The sequence below is a fragment of the Streptomyces sp. GB4-14 genome, assembly GCF_022696125.1.
Lineage (GTDB): Bacteria > Actinomycetota > Actinomycetes > Streptomycetales > Streptomycetaceae > Streptomyces > Streptomyces werraensis.
In genome coordinates this window covers 272655-291672 of record NZ_RZHO01000002.1, presented here as the reverse complement: position 1 = coordinate 291672, position 19018 = coordinate 272655, and the positions used below count along the sequence as shown (strand labels likewise).

The window sequence follows — 19018 nt, the reverse complement described above, 5'->3', positions numbered from 1 at the left end:
GCGCGGGCCGCGCCCGGCCCGTTCGGGACGGGTTCTCATCGCGTGCCGCTGTGCAGCAGCGTCTCCGCGTCGGCGAGGACCCTGGTGACCGTGAAGGCGAACCGCGCGTCGCACGGGTGCGGCTCCCCGGAGCCGGCCGCGGCGATCAGCGCGTCCGCGGCCCGGACGAGCGCCGGGACGGCGTCCTCCCGGGCCTTCGGCAGCACGGTCACCCCGGACTCGCCCCGCAACTCCACCACGGCGCCCGCCGCGGCCGGGGGAGCGGTCAGACTCAGCGTCGTACTGCTCGAGGCCCCGGCGGAGTGGTCCAGCACGAGATGCACGGTGTCGCCGGGCCCGTACGCCGCCGCCGTCACCCGGCGCGGCTCCCCCAGCACCGGCAGCAGCACGGACAGGGCGTGCGGGCCGACGTCCCACAGGGCGCCCTTCTCCTGCCGCCAGGGCGAGGCGGCGAAGGGGTTGTCCTCGGAGGTGAACACCGCGCCGAGCCACTGCGCCCGCCCGGTGAACCAGCCGCCCACGCGCGTCTGTTCCTCGATCCAGGCCTGCGGTTCCGGCTGGAAGCGGGTGGTGAAGAAGACCACGGAGGCCACGCCCGCCGCGTCCACGGCCTCCACGACCGCGCGCCCCTGGGCCACGGTGGTCGCGAGAGGCTTGTCGAGCAGCAGATGGCGGCCCGCCCGCGCGGCCCGCACCGCCAGCTCCGCCTGCACGGCCGGCGGCAGCGCGACGGCGACGGCGTCCACGTCGGCGAGCAGCGCGTCGACGTCGTCGTACGCCCGGACGCCGTGCATCGCGGCGAGTTCCCCGGCGGCCTCGGGCCTGCGCCCCCAGACGCCGACGAAGTCCAGGCCGGGGTGTCCGCCGAGCGCGGGGGCGTGTGCCGCCCGCGCCCAGGGTCCGGTGCCGAGCAGTCCGATCCGCATGCCGCCGCCTCTCCCCGGGGCGCCTCGCGCCGCCGGGCCGGTGTCGGCGCCGCGCCCCGCCGGCGCGCGCCAGGCCTGCACGATGATCCCGGCCGGAACGCCGTGTCAACCACCGGCCGTCCGGGCCGCCTCAGCCCTGGCGCGTGTTGATGTTGACCATCCACGGGACGCCGAACCGGTCCGTGCACATCCCGAAGACGTCGCCCCACATCTGCCGCTCCAGCGGCACCGACACCTGACCCCCGTCGGACAGCTTCTCCCAGTAGCGGCGCAGCGTGTCCTCCTCCTCGCCGCTGAGGCTCACGGCGAAGTTGTTGCCGGAGGCGTACTCCATGCCGGGAGGCCCGTCCGAGCCCATGATCGTGAAACCGTCGGGAGTGGTGAGCATCGCGTGCATGATCTTGTCGGCGTACTCCTCCCCGGCGCCGCCGGTCTCCCCGAAGGTGTGCATGTTCAGCTCCCCGCCGAAGACCTCCCTGTAGTACTCCATCGCCTGCCGGGCGGTGCCGTCGAAGTTGAGGTACGGATTGAGCAGCGGGGCCATCGGAACCTCCGGTACGGGGGCAGCGGGTCGGTTTCGCGCAGCGTAACCCCGGGGGAGGAGAGGCGCGCGGCGAACACGGCCGGTGCGTACGGGGTCGATTCAGCGACCGGTCCGATGAATCCGTTCGGCTTTCCCTGTTGGATTTCCGGGCACCCGGCGACGAGGCTGGTACGCGCTTTCCACGATCACCAGCACGACAGCCGGAAGGGGCTTCGCGCACATGCACATGCGTCGTATCGGTGAGGTCGAGGTGTCCGCGATCGGACTGGGCGGGATGCCCATGTCGATCGAGGGACGGCCCGACGAGTCCCGTTCGCTGGCCACTCTGCACGCCGCCCTGGACGCGGGCGTCACCCTGATCGACACCGCGGACGCCTACCACCGGGACGCCGGGGAGGTGGGGCACAACGAGAGCCTGATCGCCAAGGCTCTGGCCACCCACGAGCGGGGCGGCGACGTCCTGGTCGCCACCAAGGGCGGGCATCTGCGCCCCGGCGACGGCAGCTGGACCCTCGACGGGCGGCCGGAGTACCTGAAGCGGGCCTGCGAGGCGTCCCTGCGCCGGCTGGGCGTGGAGGCGATCGGCCTCTACCAGTTCCACCGGCCCGACCCCCGGGTCCCGTACGCCGAGTCCGTCGGCGCGATCCGCGACCTGCTCGACGAGGGGAAGATCCGCATGGCGGGCATCTCCAACGCGAATCCCGAGCAGATCCGTCAGGCCCAGGAGATCCTCGGCGGGCGTCTCGTCTCCGTGCAGAACCAGTTCTCGCCCGCGTTCCGCTCCAGTGAGCCGGAGCTGGAGCTGTGCGACGAGCTCGGTGTCGCCTTCCTGCCCTGGAGCCCGTTCGGCGGCATTTCCAAGGCCGGTGAACTCGGTTCCACATACGCGCCGTTCGCGCGCGTGGCGCAGGAGCGCGGGGTGAGCGCGCACCAGGTGTGCCTCGCCTGGATGCTCGCCAAGTCGCCGGTCGTCGTGCCGATCCCGGGCGCGAGCCGTCCCGAGTCGGTGCAGGACTCCGTGCGCGCCGCCGACCTCGAACTGAGCGCCGAGGAGATCGCGGAGCTCGACGCGGCCTGAGCGGCCGTTCCCGCGCCCGGCGGCCCACGAGGGGCGCCGGGCGCCGTTCGCGCGCCGCGATCCGCCCGGGCGGCGCTTCACAGGGGGAGGACCACCGCCCATGGCATCGCCGCAGATGAGACCGCTCGACCACCGCTACCGGGGCGAGCATCCCGTGCGCACGCTCGGCTACCTGTTCCGCGCGGACCGCGGCCGGCTGGCCGCGGCGGTCGTCGTCTTCACCGTCAAGCACAGCCCCGTCTGGCTGCTGCCGCTGATCACCGCGTCGATCATCGACACCGTCGTCCAGCACCAGCCGGTCTCCCGGCTGTGGACCAGCACCGGCGTCATCATGTTCATCCTGCTGGTCAACTATCCGCTGCACGTACTGTACGTCCGCCTCCTCTACGGCAGCGTCCGCCGTATGGGCACCGCCCTGCGCTCCGCGCTGTGCACGCGCATGCAGCAGCTCTCCATCGGCTACCACTCCCGGGTCAGCGCGGGCGTGCTCCAGGCCAAGGTGGTCCGCGACGTCGAGACCGTCGAGCAGATGGTGCAGCAGACCGCGGAGACCGGGCTGGGCGCGCTCACCGTGCTGGCCGGAGGCCTGATCATCATCGGCGTGCGCACCCCCGAGTTCCTGCCCGTCTTCCTCGTCGTCGTGCCCGCCGCGGCCCTGCTCGTCGCCCGGCTGCGGGCGCGGCTGCGCACCCACAACGAGCACTTCCGGCACGAGGTGGAGACGCTGTCCTCCCGCGTCACCGAGATGACCCGGCTGATCCCCGTCACCCGCGCCCACGGCCTGGAGGGCAAGGCGCTGCGCCGCATGCACGGCACCCTCGACCGGCTGCTCACCTCCGGGATGCGCCTCGACCTGGTCAACGGGCGGTTCGGCTCGCTGGCGTGGGTGGTCCTCAACGTGGTCGGCGTGACGGTGCTGGCCGGCGCCGCCCTCGTGTCGTACTACGACGTCTGGGGCGTCACCGCCGGCGACGTGGTGATGCTCAGCGCCTTCCTGACCACGCTCACCAATTCCACCACCACACTGGCGGGTCTGGCCCCGGTGATCACCAAGGGGCTGGAGTCCGTGCGCTCGGTCGGCGAGGTGCTGCAGGCGCCGGAGCTGGAGGACAACGAGGGCAAGGCCGAACTCACCGCGCTGCGCGGCGCGGTCACCTTCGAGGGCGTGGGGCACGCCTACGACGGTGACGGGCGCCCCGCCGTACGGGACTTCACCCTCGATGTCGCGCCGGGCGAGACCATCGCCCTGGTCGGCGCGTCCGGGGCGGGCAAGTCCACGGTGCTGAACCTCGTCATCGGGTTCATCCGCCCCACCTCCGGGCGGCTGCTGGTCGACGGCACCGACATGAACACCCTGGACCTGCGCACCTACCGGCGTTTCCTGTCCGTGGTGCCCCAGGAGTCGATCCTGTTCGACGGCACCGTGCGGGAGAACGTGGCCTACGGCATGGACGACGCGGACGAGGAGACGGTGCGGGCCGCGCTGCGCGACGCCAACGCCCTGGAGTTCGTCGACCGGCTGCCGCAGGGCCTCGACACCCTCGTCGGGGAGCGCGGGGCGCGGCTGTCGGGCGGTCAGCGCCAGCGGCTGGCCATCGCCCGCGCGCTGATAAGGGACCCCAGGGTGCTGGTGCTGGACGAGGCGACGTCCGCACTGGACACCCGTTCGGAGGCGCTGGTGCAGGAGGCGCTCGTCCGGCTGCTGCGCGGGCGGACCACGTTCGTCGTGGCGCACCGGCTGTCCACGGTGCGCGGAGCCGACCGGATCGTGGTGATGGCCGACGGGGCCGTGCAGGAGGTGGGTACGCACGAGGAGCTGTTGCGGCGGGGTGGTGCGTACACGGCGCTGCACAGCGGTCAGGTGGCTTGAGCCGTCGTCCCTCCGGGGGGCGAGTGGCCCCGGGTGGCCGGGTTGTCGGGTGGCCGGGCTGCCAGGTGGGCCCGGGTGGTCCGGTCGCAGTGCGAATGTTTTCGGTCACTTTCGATCAGTGAGGCGCGGGATGAGCGTGGTTTCGCCGTCTTCGGGCATGCGCACCGGAAACACGAAAGGGGCGCTACGTGCTCGCACCGGATCCGAAGGTCGTCAGACGGCTGCTGACGCGGTATGCGGCGCTGCGGATCGCGCAGGCGGAACGGCAGACTCCGGCGGTGGCCAGGGAACTGGAGGACGTCACCCGCCGGCTCTGCGTGACGATGGGCACGGCCGGCATCCACGACGCCATCGCGCGCGCCGACGACCTGCTCGTCCGTGCCCGGAGAGACCTTCGCCGGTCACCCGAGGCGGACGGCGGGAGTGGCCTGTCGCTGGCCGTCTGAGCCCGGGACACGGCCGTCCGCCCGGGCGGACGCGGCGCGTCCGCCCCTGAACGACCTGCGATAGGCGTACGGGGTCGTCCCCACCACCTTGCGGAACCGCTCGCGAAACGCCGTGGGGGAGCCGAACCCCGCCTGCTGGGCGATCCGTTCGACCGTGTGGTCGCTGTTCTCCAGCAGGTACTGGGCGCGCCGCACCCGGGCCCGCAGCAGCCACTGCAGCGGCGTGGTGCCGGTCTGCTCGCGGAAACGGCGGCTGAAGGTGCGCTCACTCATCCCGGCCCGAGCCGCCATCGCCGCGAGCGTCACCTCGTGCGCCACGTTGTCCTCGATCCACTCCAGCAGCGGCTCCAGGTCCGAGCCGCGCGGCACGGGCGGGTGCTCGTGCACGATGAACTGGGCCTGCCCGCCCTCACGCTCGAGCGGCATCACCGACATCCGCGCCGCGTCCGCCGCCACCGCCGACCCGAAGTCACGGCGGATCATGTGCAGGCACATGTCCAGCGCGGCGGCCGCGCCGGCCGAGGTGAGGATGAGCCCGTTGTCCACGTAGAGCACGTCCGGCTCCACCTCCACCCGTGGGAACGCGTGCGCGAACTCCTCGGCGGCCACCCAGTGCGTGGTCGCGCGCAGCCCGTCCAGCAGGCCCGCCTCCGCCAGCACGAAGGCGCCCACGCACACCGACGCGATCCGGGTGCCCGCCGCTGCCGCCTTCCGCAGCGCCGCCAGCACCGCGGGGGAGGGCGGCGGTGAGTTCGGGGCGCGCCCCGGCACGATCACCGTGTCGGCGTCCGCCAGCGCATCGAGACCGCGGTCGACGCGCAGCGCGAAGCCGCCGTCCGCGGCCACCTCCGGCCGCTCGGCGCACAGCCGGACGCGGTACGGATGACGGCCGTCGGGCAACCGCGTGAAGTCGAACACCTGCATGGGGGCCGCCATGTCGAACGGCACCACACCGTCCAGTACGAGGATCGCCACGGAGTGCATGAACGCCACCCTAGACGGATTCCCGCCACCGTCCGCATCCTGTCCGGACGTGCGCCGTTCCTGGTCACCGCCGTTGGCGGGAATCCGTGGGGAACTGTCGATCCAGCCGCTGTCCGGCGGCCGCCACGGCTCCTAGCGTGAACCCGGCATCAGGCCGATCAGGCCGAAACCGCCGATCACGTCAAGGAAAGAGCCCCGGTGACCAAGCTGCTCCTGTCCCTCCACGTCCTGGCCGCCATCGTCGCAGTCGGTCCGGTGACCGTCGCAGCCAGCATGTTCCCGCCGGCCGTGCGCCGCGCGGCCCCGGCGGACGGGACGGACCCGGGCCCGCGCGCGGCCGGCGCCGTCGAGCTGCTCCACCGGATCTGCCGCGTGTACGCCGGACTCGGCGTGCTCGTCCCGGTGCTGGGGCTGGCGACCGGCCTCGCGATGGGTGTCCTCGGCGACGCCTGGCTCGTCGCCTCGGTGTTTCTCACCGCGGTGGCCGCCGGTACACTCATCGCCCTCGTCCTCCCCCGTCAGGACGAACTCGTCGCGCAGGTGACCGGGCGACGGCCCGTCGATCACCGCAGCACGGTCCAACTCGCCATGTTCACGGGCGTGTTCAACCTGCTCTGGGCGACCGTCACCGTCCTGATGATCGTCCGTCCCGGCTCCACGACGGGCGCCTGACGCCCGGAACGCCCACTTCACCCCCGTTGGCCGCATACACTCGGCAGTCGCGGCCCCGCACCGGGGACGCCGAGGAGAAAGGCGCGTTGTCGGGTGTTCCAGGATTCCCCCATCTACGACCGACTCATCGCGGAGTGCGGCGACGTGCCCGCACAGGTCCGCCGCGAGGCCGAACGCGTGAACAGGGAACTGGAGTCGGTCATGCGGCCCCTGCAGTCGCCCGGCTACGGCTCCGGCCTCGACCGGCCGCAGCAGGCCCCCGGCAACGGCTGGCAGCGCGCCGCCCTGCTGCCCGGACCCCGGCCGCACTGACGCGCGCACATGCCCTCGTCGGTGCGGTGACCGGGGCTCACCGCACCGTGGTGACCGAACCGGCCGGTTCTGCCGGCTCCTCGGGGACGGGACGGGACAGCCATTCCGCGATGGTCCGCGCGATCGGTTGTTCCGTCTCCACCTCGACGAACCCGAACTGCCCCGACTGGTTGCACTCCAGGAACCACCAGGTCCCGTCCGCGTCCTCCGCGAAGTCGAAGGCCCCGTACGCCAGTTCGGCCCGGCGCATGTAGTCGAGCACGGCGTCCGCGATGCGCGGGGGGACCTCCGCCGGCTCCCACGGCGGTCCGGGCGCGGCGAACCGCACGTCCACCACCTGGGGATCGGCGTCCCGCGCCGTCGTCTTGCGGGCCGCCAGCAGCACGTCGCCCACCACGGTGAGCCGGATGTCCGCCCGCTTGGCGATCCGCCGCTGCAGCAGCGTCGGCCCGTAGGCCACCGCCGAGAAGTCCGTGTCCGGCGCCACCCTGCTCGTCGGCACGGCCCGCGGCGGATCCTGCGGATGCGCCCCCGACACCGGCTTGACCACCAGATCCGGGAACCGCTCCGCGAACTCCCGCGCCGCGCGCGGGAACGTCGTGATCACCGTCGCCGGCACGGGCAGCCCGCAGCGCTGGGCCAGGCGCAGCTGCCACGGCTTGTGGCGGGCCTGTCGTGCGGCGTCCGGGTGGTTCATCCATCGCGCGTCGCAGCCGCGCAGCATGCCGTAGAGGGCCTGGGACGCCTCTTCGGTCAGCCACGCGGACGGCTGCGGGGCGCGCTCGGCCGGAGTGCCGGGGCGGCGCACCCACACCGACCGCAGCCCGCCGATGCTCACCAGCCGTCCGCCGGCGGACAGATGGCCGCGGAACCGGCCGTGGACGTATTCGCCGGACAGCGAGACGCCACCGGTGAGATCGGCGGGGTCGAGACGGACCACCGGCACCCCTGCGCCGTTCAGATGGACCACCACCATGTCGGCGGTCACATCCTCCTCGCAGGTGAGGATCAGCACGGTCATGGTCTACGGTCCGCGTTCAGTCGTCGAAGTGGGTCTTGGAGCCCGCGGTGGACGTGGTCGTCCCCACCTCGCGCAACAGGGCGTGGTCGCAGGCCGCGATCCGCCCGTCGCCGAGTACGTTCAACTGCAGTCCGGAGTCATACGCATACGGAGTGGCAACGGCCAACTCCACCGCCGGACGGGCGTAGTTGAGCGCGAACGGTTGCATCGTCTCTCCCTCGTCGGTGCTGCGCCGATCAGGCAACGGCCCTCTGTGCGCCGCCGCTTGGTCCGCCGACTTGCGTTGGCTTCCAGAGACTTATACGAATCGAACGGGTGGTTGGTTTCCTCACGGAGCGTAATCGTCGGCGGGTTGTCGTCCCGAGCGCCTTCCGGGCACTTCGGGCGTCCCCGCGCCGACGGAACCACGTATGGTGCGCAGAGCGAGCAGCAGGACCCCTATGTCGTCCAGATACACCGGGTCGGGCACGAGATCGGCCGGTAGCACCAGGTAGAGCACCGCACCCCAGAACACCCAGCGGGGCCCGGTGGGCAGTCCCGCCCGCCGCAACTCCCGCCGTGTGCGGACCAGACGGACCAGCACGGCCACGGCGCCCGCCAGCACCAGGGCCGCGAGGACCGCGACGCCCCACACCACGGTCGTTGTGTCCAAGGTCACTGCCCTCCTCCCGGTGGCCGCGTGGTGCGGCCTCGCCTCCCGACACAGTCCTCGAGGAAACGGATTCCCGTTCCCGCCCCCGGTATGGCGGCGGGGACCGGCCATGCGCGCTCGCGACCGTTGCCCCGTGAACAACACGCGAAACACGGAATCGTCGCAGGTCATCCCTGCGGCTCAGTCAAGTGGCAGCACGCGGTGGGGGAGCCTAGTAATGGTCATCAGTCTTCCCCTGGAGTCGATCATGACCACTTTCTCCTCGTCCTCCTCCAACGAACCCGGCATACCGGTGGATACGGCCGCGGCGCCGCCCGTCGGCACGACGGGCACCGCGACCGGCGCGCACCGGCCCGAACCGGCCTGGGCGCGCCACCGGACGGCGGACCACACGGCTCCGGCCGACGCGCGGTACGCGGCCGACGCGGGCGTGGGCACCGCACCCCCACGCCATCCGTCCGGGACGGACCGCACGGCCCCGCAGGCCGACGCCGGCCACCCCCGCGATCCCGTGCACGGCAACCATCCGCGCGATCCGGTCGACCGGCCGCGCGAACGCGCCGCGGCCGAAGGGCCCCGGGACCCGGTGGCGACGGTCGATCTGGTGGATCCCGTCGACACCCCGGGGGAGCCCGTGAGGGAGCCGGGGGAGCCGCACCGCCTCGGTGACGCGTCGGACCCCGCCGGGCCACCTGGTGCGGCGACCGGGACTGCCGGGCGGGTGTACGCCGATCCGGTCACCGATCTCGTGCACGCCGCCGTGTCCGACCGCCCCCTCGAGGAGGTCGTCGACCTCATCACCGCGCTCGAACGGTCGCCCGAGCACACCCGCGCCGTTGTCGACGCGCTGCGCGCCGCCGGCGTCGACCGGTCCGTGGAGGACGTCACCCGGCTGGTCGCCCTGCTGACCCGGCCGCCCCGTGACGCCGCCAGCGCGGACGAGACGATCCGCGCGGCCGCCGCCCACCGCTCGGTGGAGGACGTCACCCTCCTCGTCGCGCTCCTGCACAACGAGCCCCTCGCGCCGCACTGCCGCGAGGAGGCCCTGCGCGCCGCCGCCACCGGCCGGTCCGTCGACGAACTGGTCGAGCTGATCGACCGTCTGGCCGCTCACCGTCCCCCCGAGCACCTCCTCCGCGCGGCCGCCGAGGAGGCGGCACCGCCCGCACAGGAGACGCAAGGCCGAGGCGAGCCACGGCAGACCCCCCGGCCCGGGCCGGAACGCACCCCGGCGGCCCGTGGCGGCGCGCCGCGGATCGGGCGCCGTCGCCCCGCCGTCCGCCGCACCCCGCGGCCGGCCCCCCGTCCCCGCACCGCCGCGCGCACCGGCGTCTCACGGCCCGTGCCCCGGTCGGCGATCTGGACGAGCTGGCTGGCCGCTGTCGCCCTCGCGGTCTGCGCGGTGACCCATTTCCCGCTGCGACGTGACGGTGTGTCACTCGACGTCCACGCCACCGCCGTCGGCCTGTCCGTGCTGTGCACGGTGCTGGCGCTGATCCTCGTCGTGCGTCCCGCGGTGGTCGTGCTCGCGGCGGGGGTCGTGGCGGCGACGGTGCCGGCCGTCGCCCACGCCTACGGCGGCTCGTTCACCGAGGCCACCCTGCCGAGGGCGGTCGGCCTGGCGCTCGCCCCGGACTGGCTCGCCACCTCGGCAGCGATCGCGGCGGCACTGCTGGCCCTGGCGGCGCTGGTGGTCCGCGTGGCCACCCCGCCCCCGGGCACCCGCTGGTCCCCGTGGCCCCCGGCGGAACCTCACCAGGTCACGGACTGACCGGCCGACGCCGGTGCGGGCGGTGGGCGGAGGAGACACCTACGGGGTGACCCTCCACCGCCCGCCGGCCGCGCCCACAGCTTGTCCGAAGGTTCCGCTTCCGGCTCGGGCGCCGAAACCCCCTCGTCCGAAGGAAGCCCCCGCGGGGGGACGCACCGTGCTTCGGGCGCTCCGGCCTGACGCTGTGCGCCGCATCGCCCGGCCCATGTCGCGCCGCGCTCCCCGGGGCGACCGGCCTGTCCCAAGGCCGCCGCCCGGCGGAACGCCGTGTCATCCTCTTCCCCGGGTGCCCGGGCTTCTCCTCCGGGCGGCCGTCCGCGGCGGAACCCGCCAAGCCTCGCGCGCTGCAGCGCGAGGGCCTGCGCCCCCCTCCACCGCTTGCCCGGCTCACCCCTTGCCCGACGGTTCTGCTTCCGGGTCGGGCGCCGGGGTCGTCTCCCCCGGGGAGGGGCGGCCGCGGCGGGAACCGCCCGGCTTCAGGCGCTCCAGTGTGCGGGTCAGCTGCTGGAGCGGGGCAGGGGTCCTTGGGCGCGGCGGCTGTGCGGCCGGGGGCGGTGGGGCGAGTCCCGTCTCCCGGTAGGCGGCCAGCGCCTCGTGGGCGCGTTCGGCGGCCTCGCGGTACAGGTCGCGGGACTTCGTCATCGCGTCCAGCGCCTCGGCGTACATCGCCACCAGTGCCCGCTCCCGTTCCAGTTCCTCCGCGAGGGTGAGCAGGTGCCAGTCCTCGCGCAGCGCCGTCAGCGCCTCCTCGGCCCGCTCGGGGAGCTCCCTCGGCAGCGCGTCGTAGCGCAGTACCGCGTCCACCAGGTCCGTGGGCTCGGTGCCGTCGAGGAACACCGCGCGCACGGCGAAGGCGTCCGGCTCGTACCCCTCGGGGACCGGACGGCCGGGCAGCACCGCCGCGCCGCCTCGCGGGACCTCCACGTCGAACTCCCGCAGCGCCCAGTTCGTCACCCGCGCCTGCTGCGGGGTGGCCCGGTGCTCGACGACCCGGTGCCGCAGCCCGGGCGGCAGCCAGTGCGCGAGCGGGACGTGACCGCGCTCGTCCGGGGTCATCGCCTCGTGGACGACGACGTGGACGTACCAGGGGTCGCGGGCGCAGTCCCGCAGCCGGCGCCGTACGTCCTTGTCGTCCTCCGGGAGCGGGTTGATCTCGCCGGGGCGCAGTCCTGACGCCGGGTCGTGGTTCCAGGCGGCGTCAGGCTCCTGCGGCCAGAACATCGTGACCGGGGACGGCCAGGCGGGGTCCCAGGGGCGTTCCGCCTCGGCGACCAGGAGCCAGTCGCGGTCCGGCCTCCTCGCTCCTGCGGGGGAGAGGACCAGGCGGGCGCGGACCGTGACGCCGTCGCCGACCCGCGTCCGGGACTCGAACACCAGGTCGGGCTTGGTGTCGTCCGCCGGGAGCTCCAGGAAGTCGTCGATGGTCCCGGCGTCCTTGAGGGCGGAGAGGCTGCGCCGGAGCGTCTCGTCGGCCCGCTCCCCGACGTGGCGGCCGCGGATCGTCCGGACGGTGGGAGGGACGGTGGGGCGGGCTGTGGCAGAGATCGGCATGGGTCCAGTCGTCAGCGGGGGCACGTGCTGCCTTCAGTATCGTCGTCCACGCCCGGGGGCGGGACGCCGGGTTCCGCCGTACGGCGTGCCCGGCCCGTGGACGGCTCGCCCGGACGGCCGGCACCCCGGGCGGCACACACCGGGTGACGCGCGGGGCGGCGCGTACGGGAGGTGTGCCACGCGCGCAGTGACGCCCCTTCTCCTGGGAGCCGCCGCTCGCACGTCTGTTCCCTCGCGCCGTCCGGAACCGCCCGTGCGAGCCCCGCGTCCCGCCCCCCACCGGAGCGAGAAGCGCGGACCTTATCAGCGTTCCGATGCCCTTGTCGCATATTCCACGGGAAATCGCCGAAGCCCTCACCTGGATCGAGCACACACCGTAGCGTCGACGTCACGTTCGCGGTACAGCCGTGCGAGGAGGGGGATCCGGCGTGCCCGGAATCGACGAGAGTCTGTTGGAAGCCATGCGACTGCCCGGGGCACGTGGCGCCCTGGTGGTCGACTGGATCAGCGGGCTCGCCCTGGGCGCGGTGGGGGAGGCGCCGGGCGGCGACGTGGAGGCGACCGCCGCCGAGACCGCCGAACTGGCCCGCCTGGCGATGGAGAGCGGCGCCCTCGCCCCCGCGCACGCCGGCCAGGGCGGGGAACCGCCCGTGGAGGACCTGATCCTCACCACCGCGGACGCCTTCCACCTGCTGCGGTTCGTCGTCACCACCTTCGACAGCACGGTTTTCCTGTTCCTGTCGCTGGACCGCGCCGACGGCAACCTCGCCCTGGCCCGCATCCGGCTGGCTGAGATGGCGGACCGGTTGGTGCTCGGATGACCGCTGCCGCCGCCCGCGCGGACGGATCCGCCCCCGAGTTGCTGGACGCCCTCGCCGCCGACCGGGCCACCGGGGCGCTGACCACCCGCTCCGGAATCTTCTACCTCGCCGCCGGACACGTGGTCCACGTCGAGTCCGCCCACAGCCCCGCCCTCGGCGACCTGCTCACACGCAGCGGCGCCCTCGCCCCGGCCGGCTGGTGGGAGGCCGTCGAGCGGGCCGGCGCCCGGCAGCGGGTGGGCCGCCAGCTCGTCGACAGCGGACGCCTCACCGCCGGCGCCCTCGAACTCGCCCACCTGGGCGCGCTGTTCGACGCCGCATACTTCGCGCTCGCCCACGACGGCACCGCCCTGCGCTTCCGCCCCGGCGTCGCGCACTGGCTCGGCGCGGTCCGCCCCGTGACCGTCGCGACCGTGCTGCGCGAGTCGTACCGCCGCCGCGCCCTGCTGGACCGCATCTGGCCCGACGCGGCCGTCGACACCGCGCCGCTCGCCCGGACCCCCGACGCCGACCCGGCCGTGCTGCCGCCCCGCAGGGGCCGCGCGCTCGCCCTGGTCGACGGCGGACGCACCGCGGCGCAGATCGCCTCCGCCCTCGCCCACCGCACCTTCCACACCCTCGTCGAACTGCGCCGGCTGGCCGCCGACGGACTGGTCGCCCCCGCACCCCCCGCGCCCGCCCCGCCCGTCCACCCCGTCCCCGGCGCGGGCCGCGCCGACTGGGACGAGCCCGACACAGCGCTGCTGAGACGGCTCCTGGACGCCTTGGAGGCACTGTGATCCGCACGCGCCGGCAGCGTGCCGAAAGGAGACTGCTCATGGCCGTCGAGAGCGACGTGCTGGACGAACTGCGTCGGCTCCGCACCCGCGTCCCGCGGCTGGCGGGCTCCCTCGCGGCCACCGTCGACGGACTCGTCCTCGCCCACGACGTGCCCGCCACCGAACCCGAGGGGCTCGCCGCGCTCACCGCCGCCGCGCTCGGCGTCGCCCACCGGATGACGGACGCCGCCGGACGCGGAGACTTCCGCGAACTCCTGGTCCGCGGCGCCCACGGCTACATCGCGACCTACGCGGCCGGCACCACCGCCGTCCTCACCCTCCTCGCCGACGACCGCGTCAACGTCGGCCGGCTCCACCTGGAGGGCCGCCGCAGCGGCGCCCGGATCGCGGAACTGGTCGACGCCCGCATCGGCCCCGGCGGCGGACGCCACGCCGACCGGCCCGCCGCAGGCGACGGCGCCCCCGACCCCGTCGACCGGTCCCGGCCCATCGGCACCCTCCCCGTACGCACCCCGCAGCGTCCCGCCCACCGGCCGCGGACCGGCGGCTGACCGGCGCCCACCGATCCCACCATCCGGCCGGACGCCCGCACACCGCCGGCGCCGGCCCGTACCACCCTTCACGATCCGGAAAGGACACCACCCATGGCGAACACCGAGACCGCGCTCAAGGAATGCCTCAGCTCCATCGACGGCGCCACGGCCGCCGCCCTCGTCGACTACACCAGCGGCATGGCCCTCGGCACCCTCGGCGGCGGCAAGGACTTCAACCTGGAGGTCGCCGCCGCCGGCAACACCGACGTCGTGCGGTCCAAGCTGCGCACCATGGAGCTGCTGGGGCTGAAGGAGGAGATCGAGGACATCCTGATCACCCTCAACAGCCAGTACCACCTGATCCGCCTGCTCAAGGGACGCGGAGGCAACGGCCTGTTCCTCTACCTGGTGCTGGACTCCAGCCGGGCCAACCTGGCCATGGCGCGCCATCAGATGCGCCGCATCGAGAACGAGCTGGAGGTCTGACACCCGCCCCGTCCGCGGCCCCGCGCCCCGCCCGCCGGCGCACGGGGCCGCGGACGTGTCCGTCGGGCGGTCCCCGCCGGATGCGCGGCCCGCCCGATGCCGTACCGTCACGTCTGCTGGACCGTTCCCGACGCCCGCCCCGGGAGGACGCCGGGCGGGTGGTGCCGGAATGCGGGGACAGGAGGCGCACGGGTGACTGACGCCGGGCGGGAGAGGGCCCCGGAGCGGCACGAGGACGCGCGCGTACGTCTGCCGCAGCTCAGGCTGGACGAACTGCTGGAGGAGCTGCAGGCGCGCATCGACGCCGCCCGCGGCACCCGCGACCGCGTGCGCAGCCTCCTCGAGGCGGTCCTCTCCGTCGGCCGCGAGCTCGAACTGGAGCAGGCCCTGCACTCCATCGTGGAAGCCGCCGCCGCGCTCGTGGACGCACAGTACGCCGCCCTCGGCGTGATCGGCCCGGACGGCAAGCGGCTGTCCGCCTTCCACACCGTCGGCGTCAGCGACGAGGAGATCGCCCGCATCGGCCACTACCCGGAGGGTCACGGCATCCTCGGCGAGCTGATCCGCCACCCGCAGCCGCTGCGGGTGCCGAAGCTGTCCGAGCACCCCGCCTCCTACGGCTTCCCGCCGCACCACCCGCCGATGAACACCTTCCTCGGCGTCCCGATCCGCGTCCGCGACCAGGTCTTCGGCAACCTGTACCTGACCGAGAAGCGCGGCGGGGCGCAGTTCGACGAGGAGGACGAATCGGTCCTGTCGACCCTCGCGGTCGCCGCCGGCGTCGCCATCGACAACGCCCGCCTCTACGAGGAGTCCCGGCTGCGGGAGCGCTGGCTCCAGGCCAACGCCGAGATCACCCACGGGCTGATGTCCGGCAGCGAGCGCGGCGAGGCGCTGCTGCTCGTCGCGGAGCGGGCCCGGGAGATCACCGGAGCCGCCCTCGCCGTCGTCGCGGTGCCCATGGAGGGCACCGACTCGCTGACCGTGGAACTCGCCCTCGGACAGGACGCCGAGACGCACCGCGGCCTCGTCGTGCCGGTCGCCGGCAGTCTCCTCGGCCGGGCGTTCGCGTCCGCGGCGCCCGTCACCTCGACGGACATCGCCCACGACGAACGGGTGCACCAGGGCCCGCAGACGTTCACCGACCTCGGGCCCGCCGTGGCGGTGCCGATCGGCGGCGAGGACGGCGTGCGCGGCACCCTGCTGCTGGTCCGGGCCGCCGGCGGCCATCTCTTCACGGACAAGGAGATCGAACCGCTGCGGGGCTTCGCCGCCCAGGCCGCCGTGGCGATGGAACTGGCCGAGCGCCGCCAGGACGCCGAACAGATCGCCGTCCTCGAGGACCGCGACCGCATCGCCCGCGACCTGCACGACCTGGCGATCCAGCGGCTGTTCGCCACCGGCATGACCCTGCAGAGCGCCGGCCGGTTCATCGAGCACGAGGGAGCCTCCGAGCGGGTGCTGCGCGCCGTCGACGACCTCGACGAGACCATCAAGATCATCCGCTCGACCATCTTCGGCCTGCGCTCCCGCGCCTCCGCGGGCGGCGCCGGGACCGGCCTGCGCGCCCGCGTGGTCCGGCTCGTCGGGGAGGCCGCCCCGCTGCTGGGCTTCGCGCCCAGCGTGCGGATGGAGGGCCTGATCGACACCCGCGTGTCCAAGGAAGCCGCCGACCACCTGGTGGCGGTGCTCTCCGAGGCGCTCACCAACGTCGCCCGCCACGCCCGCGCGACCCGCGCCCAGGTGATCGTGGAGACCGACGGGCGCGAGGTGCGGCTGACCGTCGCGGACGACGGCGTGGGCCTGCCTCCCGGCGGGCGCCGCAGCGGCCTGCGCAACATGGACGAGCGCGCCCAGCAGCTCGGCGGCTCCTTCGAGACCACGGACACCCCGGGCGGCGGCACCACCCTGGTGTGGCGGGTGCCGGTGGGCGAGGAGTAGCCCGCCGTACCGGAGGTGTGTGTTCCGCTTCGGCCGGGGGTACTCGGTGCGCCGTTCCGGTCGCGGCGGGACCGCCCGGCCCCGCGGCCGGGAGGACTCGCCGCCGGTGACGGCGCCGGGCCGGACCGCTGCCGGCCCCCGGCGCCCTCGCACACCCGCGTGCGCGGCGGTCGTCGGCGGGAGGAGCGGCGAAGTGACGGGCTGGACCTGGCAGTACGAGGGCTACGACCCCGCCGACGAGCGCCTGCGGGAATCACTGTGCACGCTCGGCAACGGCTACTTCGCCACCCGTGGCGTCCTCGCGGAGTGCACCGCCGACACCGTGCACTACCCCGGCACCTACGCGGCCGGCGTCTACAACCGGCTCGTCTCCTCGGTCGCGGGCCGCCAGGTGGAGAACGAGGACGTCGTCAACCTGCCCAACTGGCTCCCCCTGCGCTTTCGCCGGCCCGGCGGCACCTGGCTCACCCCCGACACCGCACCCGTCCTCGACCACGCCGTCACCCTGCACCTGTCCTCCGGCCTGATGGAGCGCCGGACCCGGTTCGGGCTCGGGGCGGGCGGCGTGCTCCTGGTGCGGCAGCTGCGGTTCGTCCACATGGCCGACCCTCACCTCGCCGGCCTGCGCACCGAGTTCACCGCCGAGGGGTTCTCCGGGCAGCTCGAGGTCGAGGCGGCGCTCGACGGCGGCGTCACCAACGCCGGGGTGCCCCGCTACGCCGACCTGGACGGCAACCACCTCACCCACGTGGTCACCGGCAGCTCGCAGCAGGAGGCCGTGTGGCTGCGCTGCCGCACCCGGACGTCCGACGTCCGGATCGCCTGTGCCGCCCGGCTGACCTCGCCCGCGTCCGTCACCGTCCGCCACGAGCGGCCCCGCGCGGTGCAGACGACCCGGCTGGAGCTGACGGACGGGAAGACCCTGACCGTCGACAAGGTCGTCGCCCTGCACACCTCACGCGACCCGGCGATCAGCGACCCGCTGCACGCCGCCGTCGACCGGGTGCACCGGGCCGCCCCCTTCGACGAGCTGCTGACTCCCCATCTGACGGCCTGGCACCAGCTGTGGCGGCGGGCGGAACCGGACGTGCCCGACGAAGTGGGACGCATCCTGCGGCTGCACCTCTTCCACGTCCTGCAGACCCTCTCCCCGCACACCGCCGACCTGGACGTGGGGGTGCCGGCCCGCGGCCTGCACGGGGAGGCGTACCGGGGGCACGTCTTCTGGGACGAGCTGTTCGTCCTGCCGTACCTGAACCTGCACTTCCCCGAGGTGTCCCGGGCGCTGCTGCACTACCGGTACCGGCGTCTGGAGCGTGCCCGGACGGCGGCCCACGACGCCGGGCGGCGCGGTGCGATGTACCCGTGGCAGTCCGGCAGCGACGGCCGTGAGGAGACCCAGCAGCTGCACCTCAACCCGAGGTCGGGCCGCTGGCTGCCCGACCACTCCCACCTCCAGCACCACGTGGGCTCGGCGATCGCCTACAACGTGTGGGAGTACTGCGAGGCCGCAGGCGACGAGGAGTTCCTGCACACCAAGGGCGCGGAGATGCTGCTGCAGATCTCCCGCTTCTGGGCCGGTTCCGCCTCCTTCGACGACCGGCTGGGCCGCTACCGCATCAAGGGCGTGGTGGGCCCCGACGAGTACCACGAGGCCTACCCGGACGCCGACCGCCCCGGCCTCGACGACAACGCCTACACCAACGTCACCGCGGCCTGGGTGCTGGCCCGCACCCTGGAGGTGCTGCGCCACCTTCCCGTGCCGCGCCGCCGTGAACTGGCCGAGCGCACCGGCCTCGACGAGGCCGAACTCGACCACTGGGACCACGTCTCCCGCACCCTGCACGTCCCCTTCCACGAGGGCGTCATCAGCCAGTTCGAGGGGTACGGCGACCTCGTCGAGCTGGACTGGCGGGCCTACCGGCGTCGGTACGGAGACATCCGGCGTCTCGACCGGATCCTCGAGGCCGAGGGCGACAGCGTCAACCGCTACCAGGCGTCCAAACAGGCCGACGTCCTCATGCTCGGCTACCTGTTCTCACCGGCCGAACTGCAGGGTGTCTTCAGGCGGCTGGGGCTGAACCTGGACGAGCGGACCTGGCGGCGCACGGTGGACCACTACCTGCACCGCACCAGCCACGGCTCCACCCTCAGCGGCCTGGTGCACGGCTGGGTCCTGGCCCGGGCGCGCCGCAGGGACGCCTGGAAGTTCTGCCAGGAGGCCCTCCAGTCGGACATCGCCGACATCCAGGGCGGCACCACGGGCGAGGGCATCCACCTCGGCGCCATGGCGGGCACCCTCGACCTCGTGCAGCGGGGCCTGACCGGCCTGGAGACCCGGGGCGGCGCCCTGTGGCTCGACCCCGTGCCGCTGCCGGAGCTGTCGTCCTACGGCTTCACCGTCCGTTACCACGGCCACTGGGGCGTGCGGCTGCGTCTGGAGAGCGGGTCGCTGGAGATCACCGTGCCCTCCGCAGGCCGCCACCCCATCGAGGTGCACCTGCCCGGACACCGCGCGGTACGTGTGGACCCCGGGGAGACGGCCCGGCTCGCCCTGCTGGAATGACGACACCGGGCGTCCGGCCGGTACGCGACCGGCCGGACGCCCGGCGGACGGGCCCCTTCCCGGGG

General features: G+C 73.9%; 19 protein-coding genes. 12 read left to right on the top strand and 7 right to left on the bottom strand.

Annotated elements, in window-relative coordinates; translation table 11 throughout:
• Nucleotides 1-35: 35 nt before the first annotated feature.
• The gene (locus ELQ39_RS02655) at nucleotides 36-926 is read right to left on the bottom strand and encodes a Gfo/Idh/MocA family protein (RefSeq protein ID WP_242590853.1); all 891 of its coding nucleotides are present in this window, start codon (nucleotides 924-926) and stop codon (nucleotides 36-38) included.
• A 130-nt stretch (nucleotides 927-1056) separates the two neighbouring features.
• Nucleotides 1057-1470, bottom strand: a complete 414-nt coding sequence (locus ELQ39_RS02650) for a VOC family protein (RefSeq protein WP_242590852.1) — start codon at nucleotides 1468-1470, stop codon at nucleotides 1057-1059.
• A gap of 220 nt (nucleotides 1471-1690) precedes the next feature.
• Between ELQ39_RS02650 and ELQ39_RS02645 the strand changes: the two genes are divergently transcribed.
• From ELQ39_RS02645 to ELQ39_RS02635, 3 genes are all read left to right on the top strand, one after another.
• On the top strand, nucleotides 1691-2548 hold the full coding sequence (locus tag ELQ39_RS02645) for an aldo/keto reductase (RefSeq protein ID WP_225625668.1): 858 nt from the start codon (nucleotides 1691-1693) through the stop codon (nucleotides 2546-2548).
• Between the two features lie 100 nt (nucleotides 2549-2648).
• Nucleotides 2649-4418 (top strand): ABC transporter ATP-binding protein, encoded by a 1770-nt coding sequence (locus ELQ39_RS02640; RefSeq protein ID WP_242590851.1) that lies wholly within the window; start codon nucleotides 2649-2651, stop codon nucleotides 4416-4418.
• Between the two features lie 188 nt (nucleotides 4419-4606).
• Nucleotides 4607-4864 carry a DUF5133 domain-containing protein gene (locus ELQ39_RS02635; RefSeq protein ID WP_242590850.1) on the top strand — a complete coding sequence of 86 codons (258 nt, stop codon included), beginning with the start codon at nucleotides 4607-4609 and terminating at the stop codon, nucleotides 4862-4864.
• Here the strand turns inward: ELQ39_RS02635 and ELQ39_RS02630 are convergent.
• Nucleotides 4820-5848: a GlxA family transcriptional regulator gene (locus ELQ39_RS02630; protein ID WP_242590849.1), complete on the bottom strand. Its 1029-nt coding sequence runs from the start codon at nucleotides 5846-5848 to the stop codon at nucleotides 4820-4822. The two genes, ELQ39_RS02635 and ELQ39_RS02630, sit on opposite strands and share 45 nt — an antisense overlap.
• A 198-nt stretch (nucleotides 5849-6046) precedes the next feature.
• On the opposite strand from ELQ39_RS02630, the gene ELQ39_RS02625 reads away from it, so the two are divergent.
• Nucleotides 6047-6520, top strand: coding sequence for a hypothetical protein (locus ELQ39_RS02625; protein WP_225625671.1), 474 nt, complete (start codon nucleotides 6047-6049; stop codon nucleotides 6518-6520).
• 93 nt (nucleotides 6521-6613) lie between these two features.
• Nucleotides 6614-6832, top strand: coding sequence for a hypothetical protein (locus ELQ39_RS02620; protein WP_093544496.1), 219 nt, complete (start codon nucleotides 6614-6616; stop codon nucleotides 6830-6832).
• Between the two features lie 37 nt (nucleotides 6833-6869).
• On the opposite strand, the gene tgmB is transcribed toward ELQ39_RS02620, so the two are convergent.
• The 3 genes from tgmB to ELQ39_RS02605 all read right to left on the bottom strand — a co-directional run bounded on the left by tgmB (nucleotide 6870) and on the right by ELQ39_RS02605 (nucleotide 8505).
• The gene (tgmB, locus tag ELQ39_RS02615) at nucleotides 6870-7853 is read right to left on the bottom strand and encodes an ATP-grasp ribosomal peptide maturase (RefSeq protein WP_242590848.1); all 984 of its coding nucleotides are present in this window, start codon (nucleotides 7851-7853) and stop codon (nucleotides 6870-6872) included.
• A 16-nt stretch (nucleotides 7854-7869) separates the two neighbouring features.
• The gene (gene tgmA, locus ELQ39_RS02610) at nucleotides 7870-8061 is read right to left on the bottom strand and encodes a putative ATP-grasp-modified RiPP (protein ID WP_004935783.1); all 192 of its coding nucleotides are present in this window, start codon (nucleotides 8059-8061) and stop codon (nucleotides 7870-7872) included.
• 120 nt (nucleotides 8062-8181) lie between these two features.
• The gene (locus ELQ39_RS02605) at nucleotides 8182-8505 is read right to left on the bottom strand and encodes a YkvA family protein (protein WP_242590847.1); all 324 of its coding nucleotides are present in this window, start codon (nucleotides 8503-8505) and stop codon (nucleotides 8182-8184) included.
• 247 nt (nucleotides 8506-8752) lie between these two features.
• On the opposite strand from ELQ39_RS02605, the gene ELQ39_RS02600 reads away from it, so the two are divergent.
• Entirely contained in the window at nucleotides 8753-10276 is a 1524-nt protein-coding gene (locus tag ELQ39_RS02600) for a hypothetical protein (protein ID WP_242590846.1), read from the top strand.
• A 387-nt stretch (nucleotides 10277-10663) separates the two neighbouring features.
• On the opposite strand, the gene ELQ39_RS02595 is transcribed toward ELQ39_RS02600, so the two are convergent.
• Nucleotides 10664-11827, bottom strand: coding sequence for a hypothetical protein (locus ELQ39_RS02595; protein WP_242590845.1), 1164 nt, complete (start codon nucleotides 11825-11827; stop codon nucleotides 10664-10666).
• 428 nt (nucleotides 11828-12255) lie between these two features.
• On the opposite strand from ELQ39_RS02595, the gene ELQ39_RS02590 reads away from it, so the two are divergent.
• From ELQ39_RS02590 to ELQ39_RS02565, 6 genes are all read left to right on the top strand, one after another.
• On the top strand, nucleotides 12256-12648 hold the full coding sequence (locus ELQ39_RS02590; RefSeq protein WP_242590844.1) for a hypothetical protein: 393 nt from the start codon (nucleotides 12256-12258) through the stop codon (nucleotides 12646-12648).
• The gene (locus tag ELQ39_RS02585; protein ID WP_190002045.1) at nucleotides 12645-13427 is read left to right on the top strand and encodes a hypothetical protein; all 783 of its coding nucleotides are present in this window, start codon (nucleotides 12645-12647) and stop codon (nucleotides 13425-13427) included. Before ELQ39_RS02590 ends, ELQ39_RS02585 begins: the two co-directional genes overlap by 4 nt.
• A gap of 38 nt (nucleotides 13428-13465) precedes the next feature.
• Nucleotides 13466-13978, top strand: coding sequence for a roadblock/LC7 domain-containing protein (locus tag ELQ39_RS02580; protein ID WP_242590843.1), 513 nt, complete (start codon nucleotides 13466-13468; stop codon nucleotides 13976-13978).
• A 93-nt stretch (nucleotides 13979-14071) separates the two neighbouring features.
• Complete coding sequence (locus ELQ39_RS02575) at nucleotides 14072-14446, top strand: hypothetical protein (RefSeq protein ID WP_190002047.1); 375 nt, start codon at nucleotides 14072-14074, stop codon at nucleotides 14444-14446.
• 192 nt (nucleotides 14447-14638) lie between these two features.
• A complete protein-coding gene (locus tag ELQ39_RS02570) occupies nucleotides 14639-16387 on the top strand; it encodes a sensor histidine kinase (protein WP_242590842.1) in 1749 nt (582 codons plus the stop codon).
• A gap of 193 nt (nucleotides 16388-16580) precedes the next feature.
• Nucleotides 16581-18953: a glycoside hydrolase family 65 protein gene (locus ELQ39_RS02565; RefSeq protein ID WP_242590841.1), complete on the top strand. Its 2373-nt coding sequence runs from the start codon at nucleotides 16581-16583 to the stop codon at nucleotides 18951-18953.
• Nucleotides 18954-19018 lie beyond the last annotated feature (65 nt).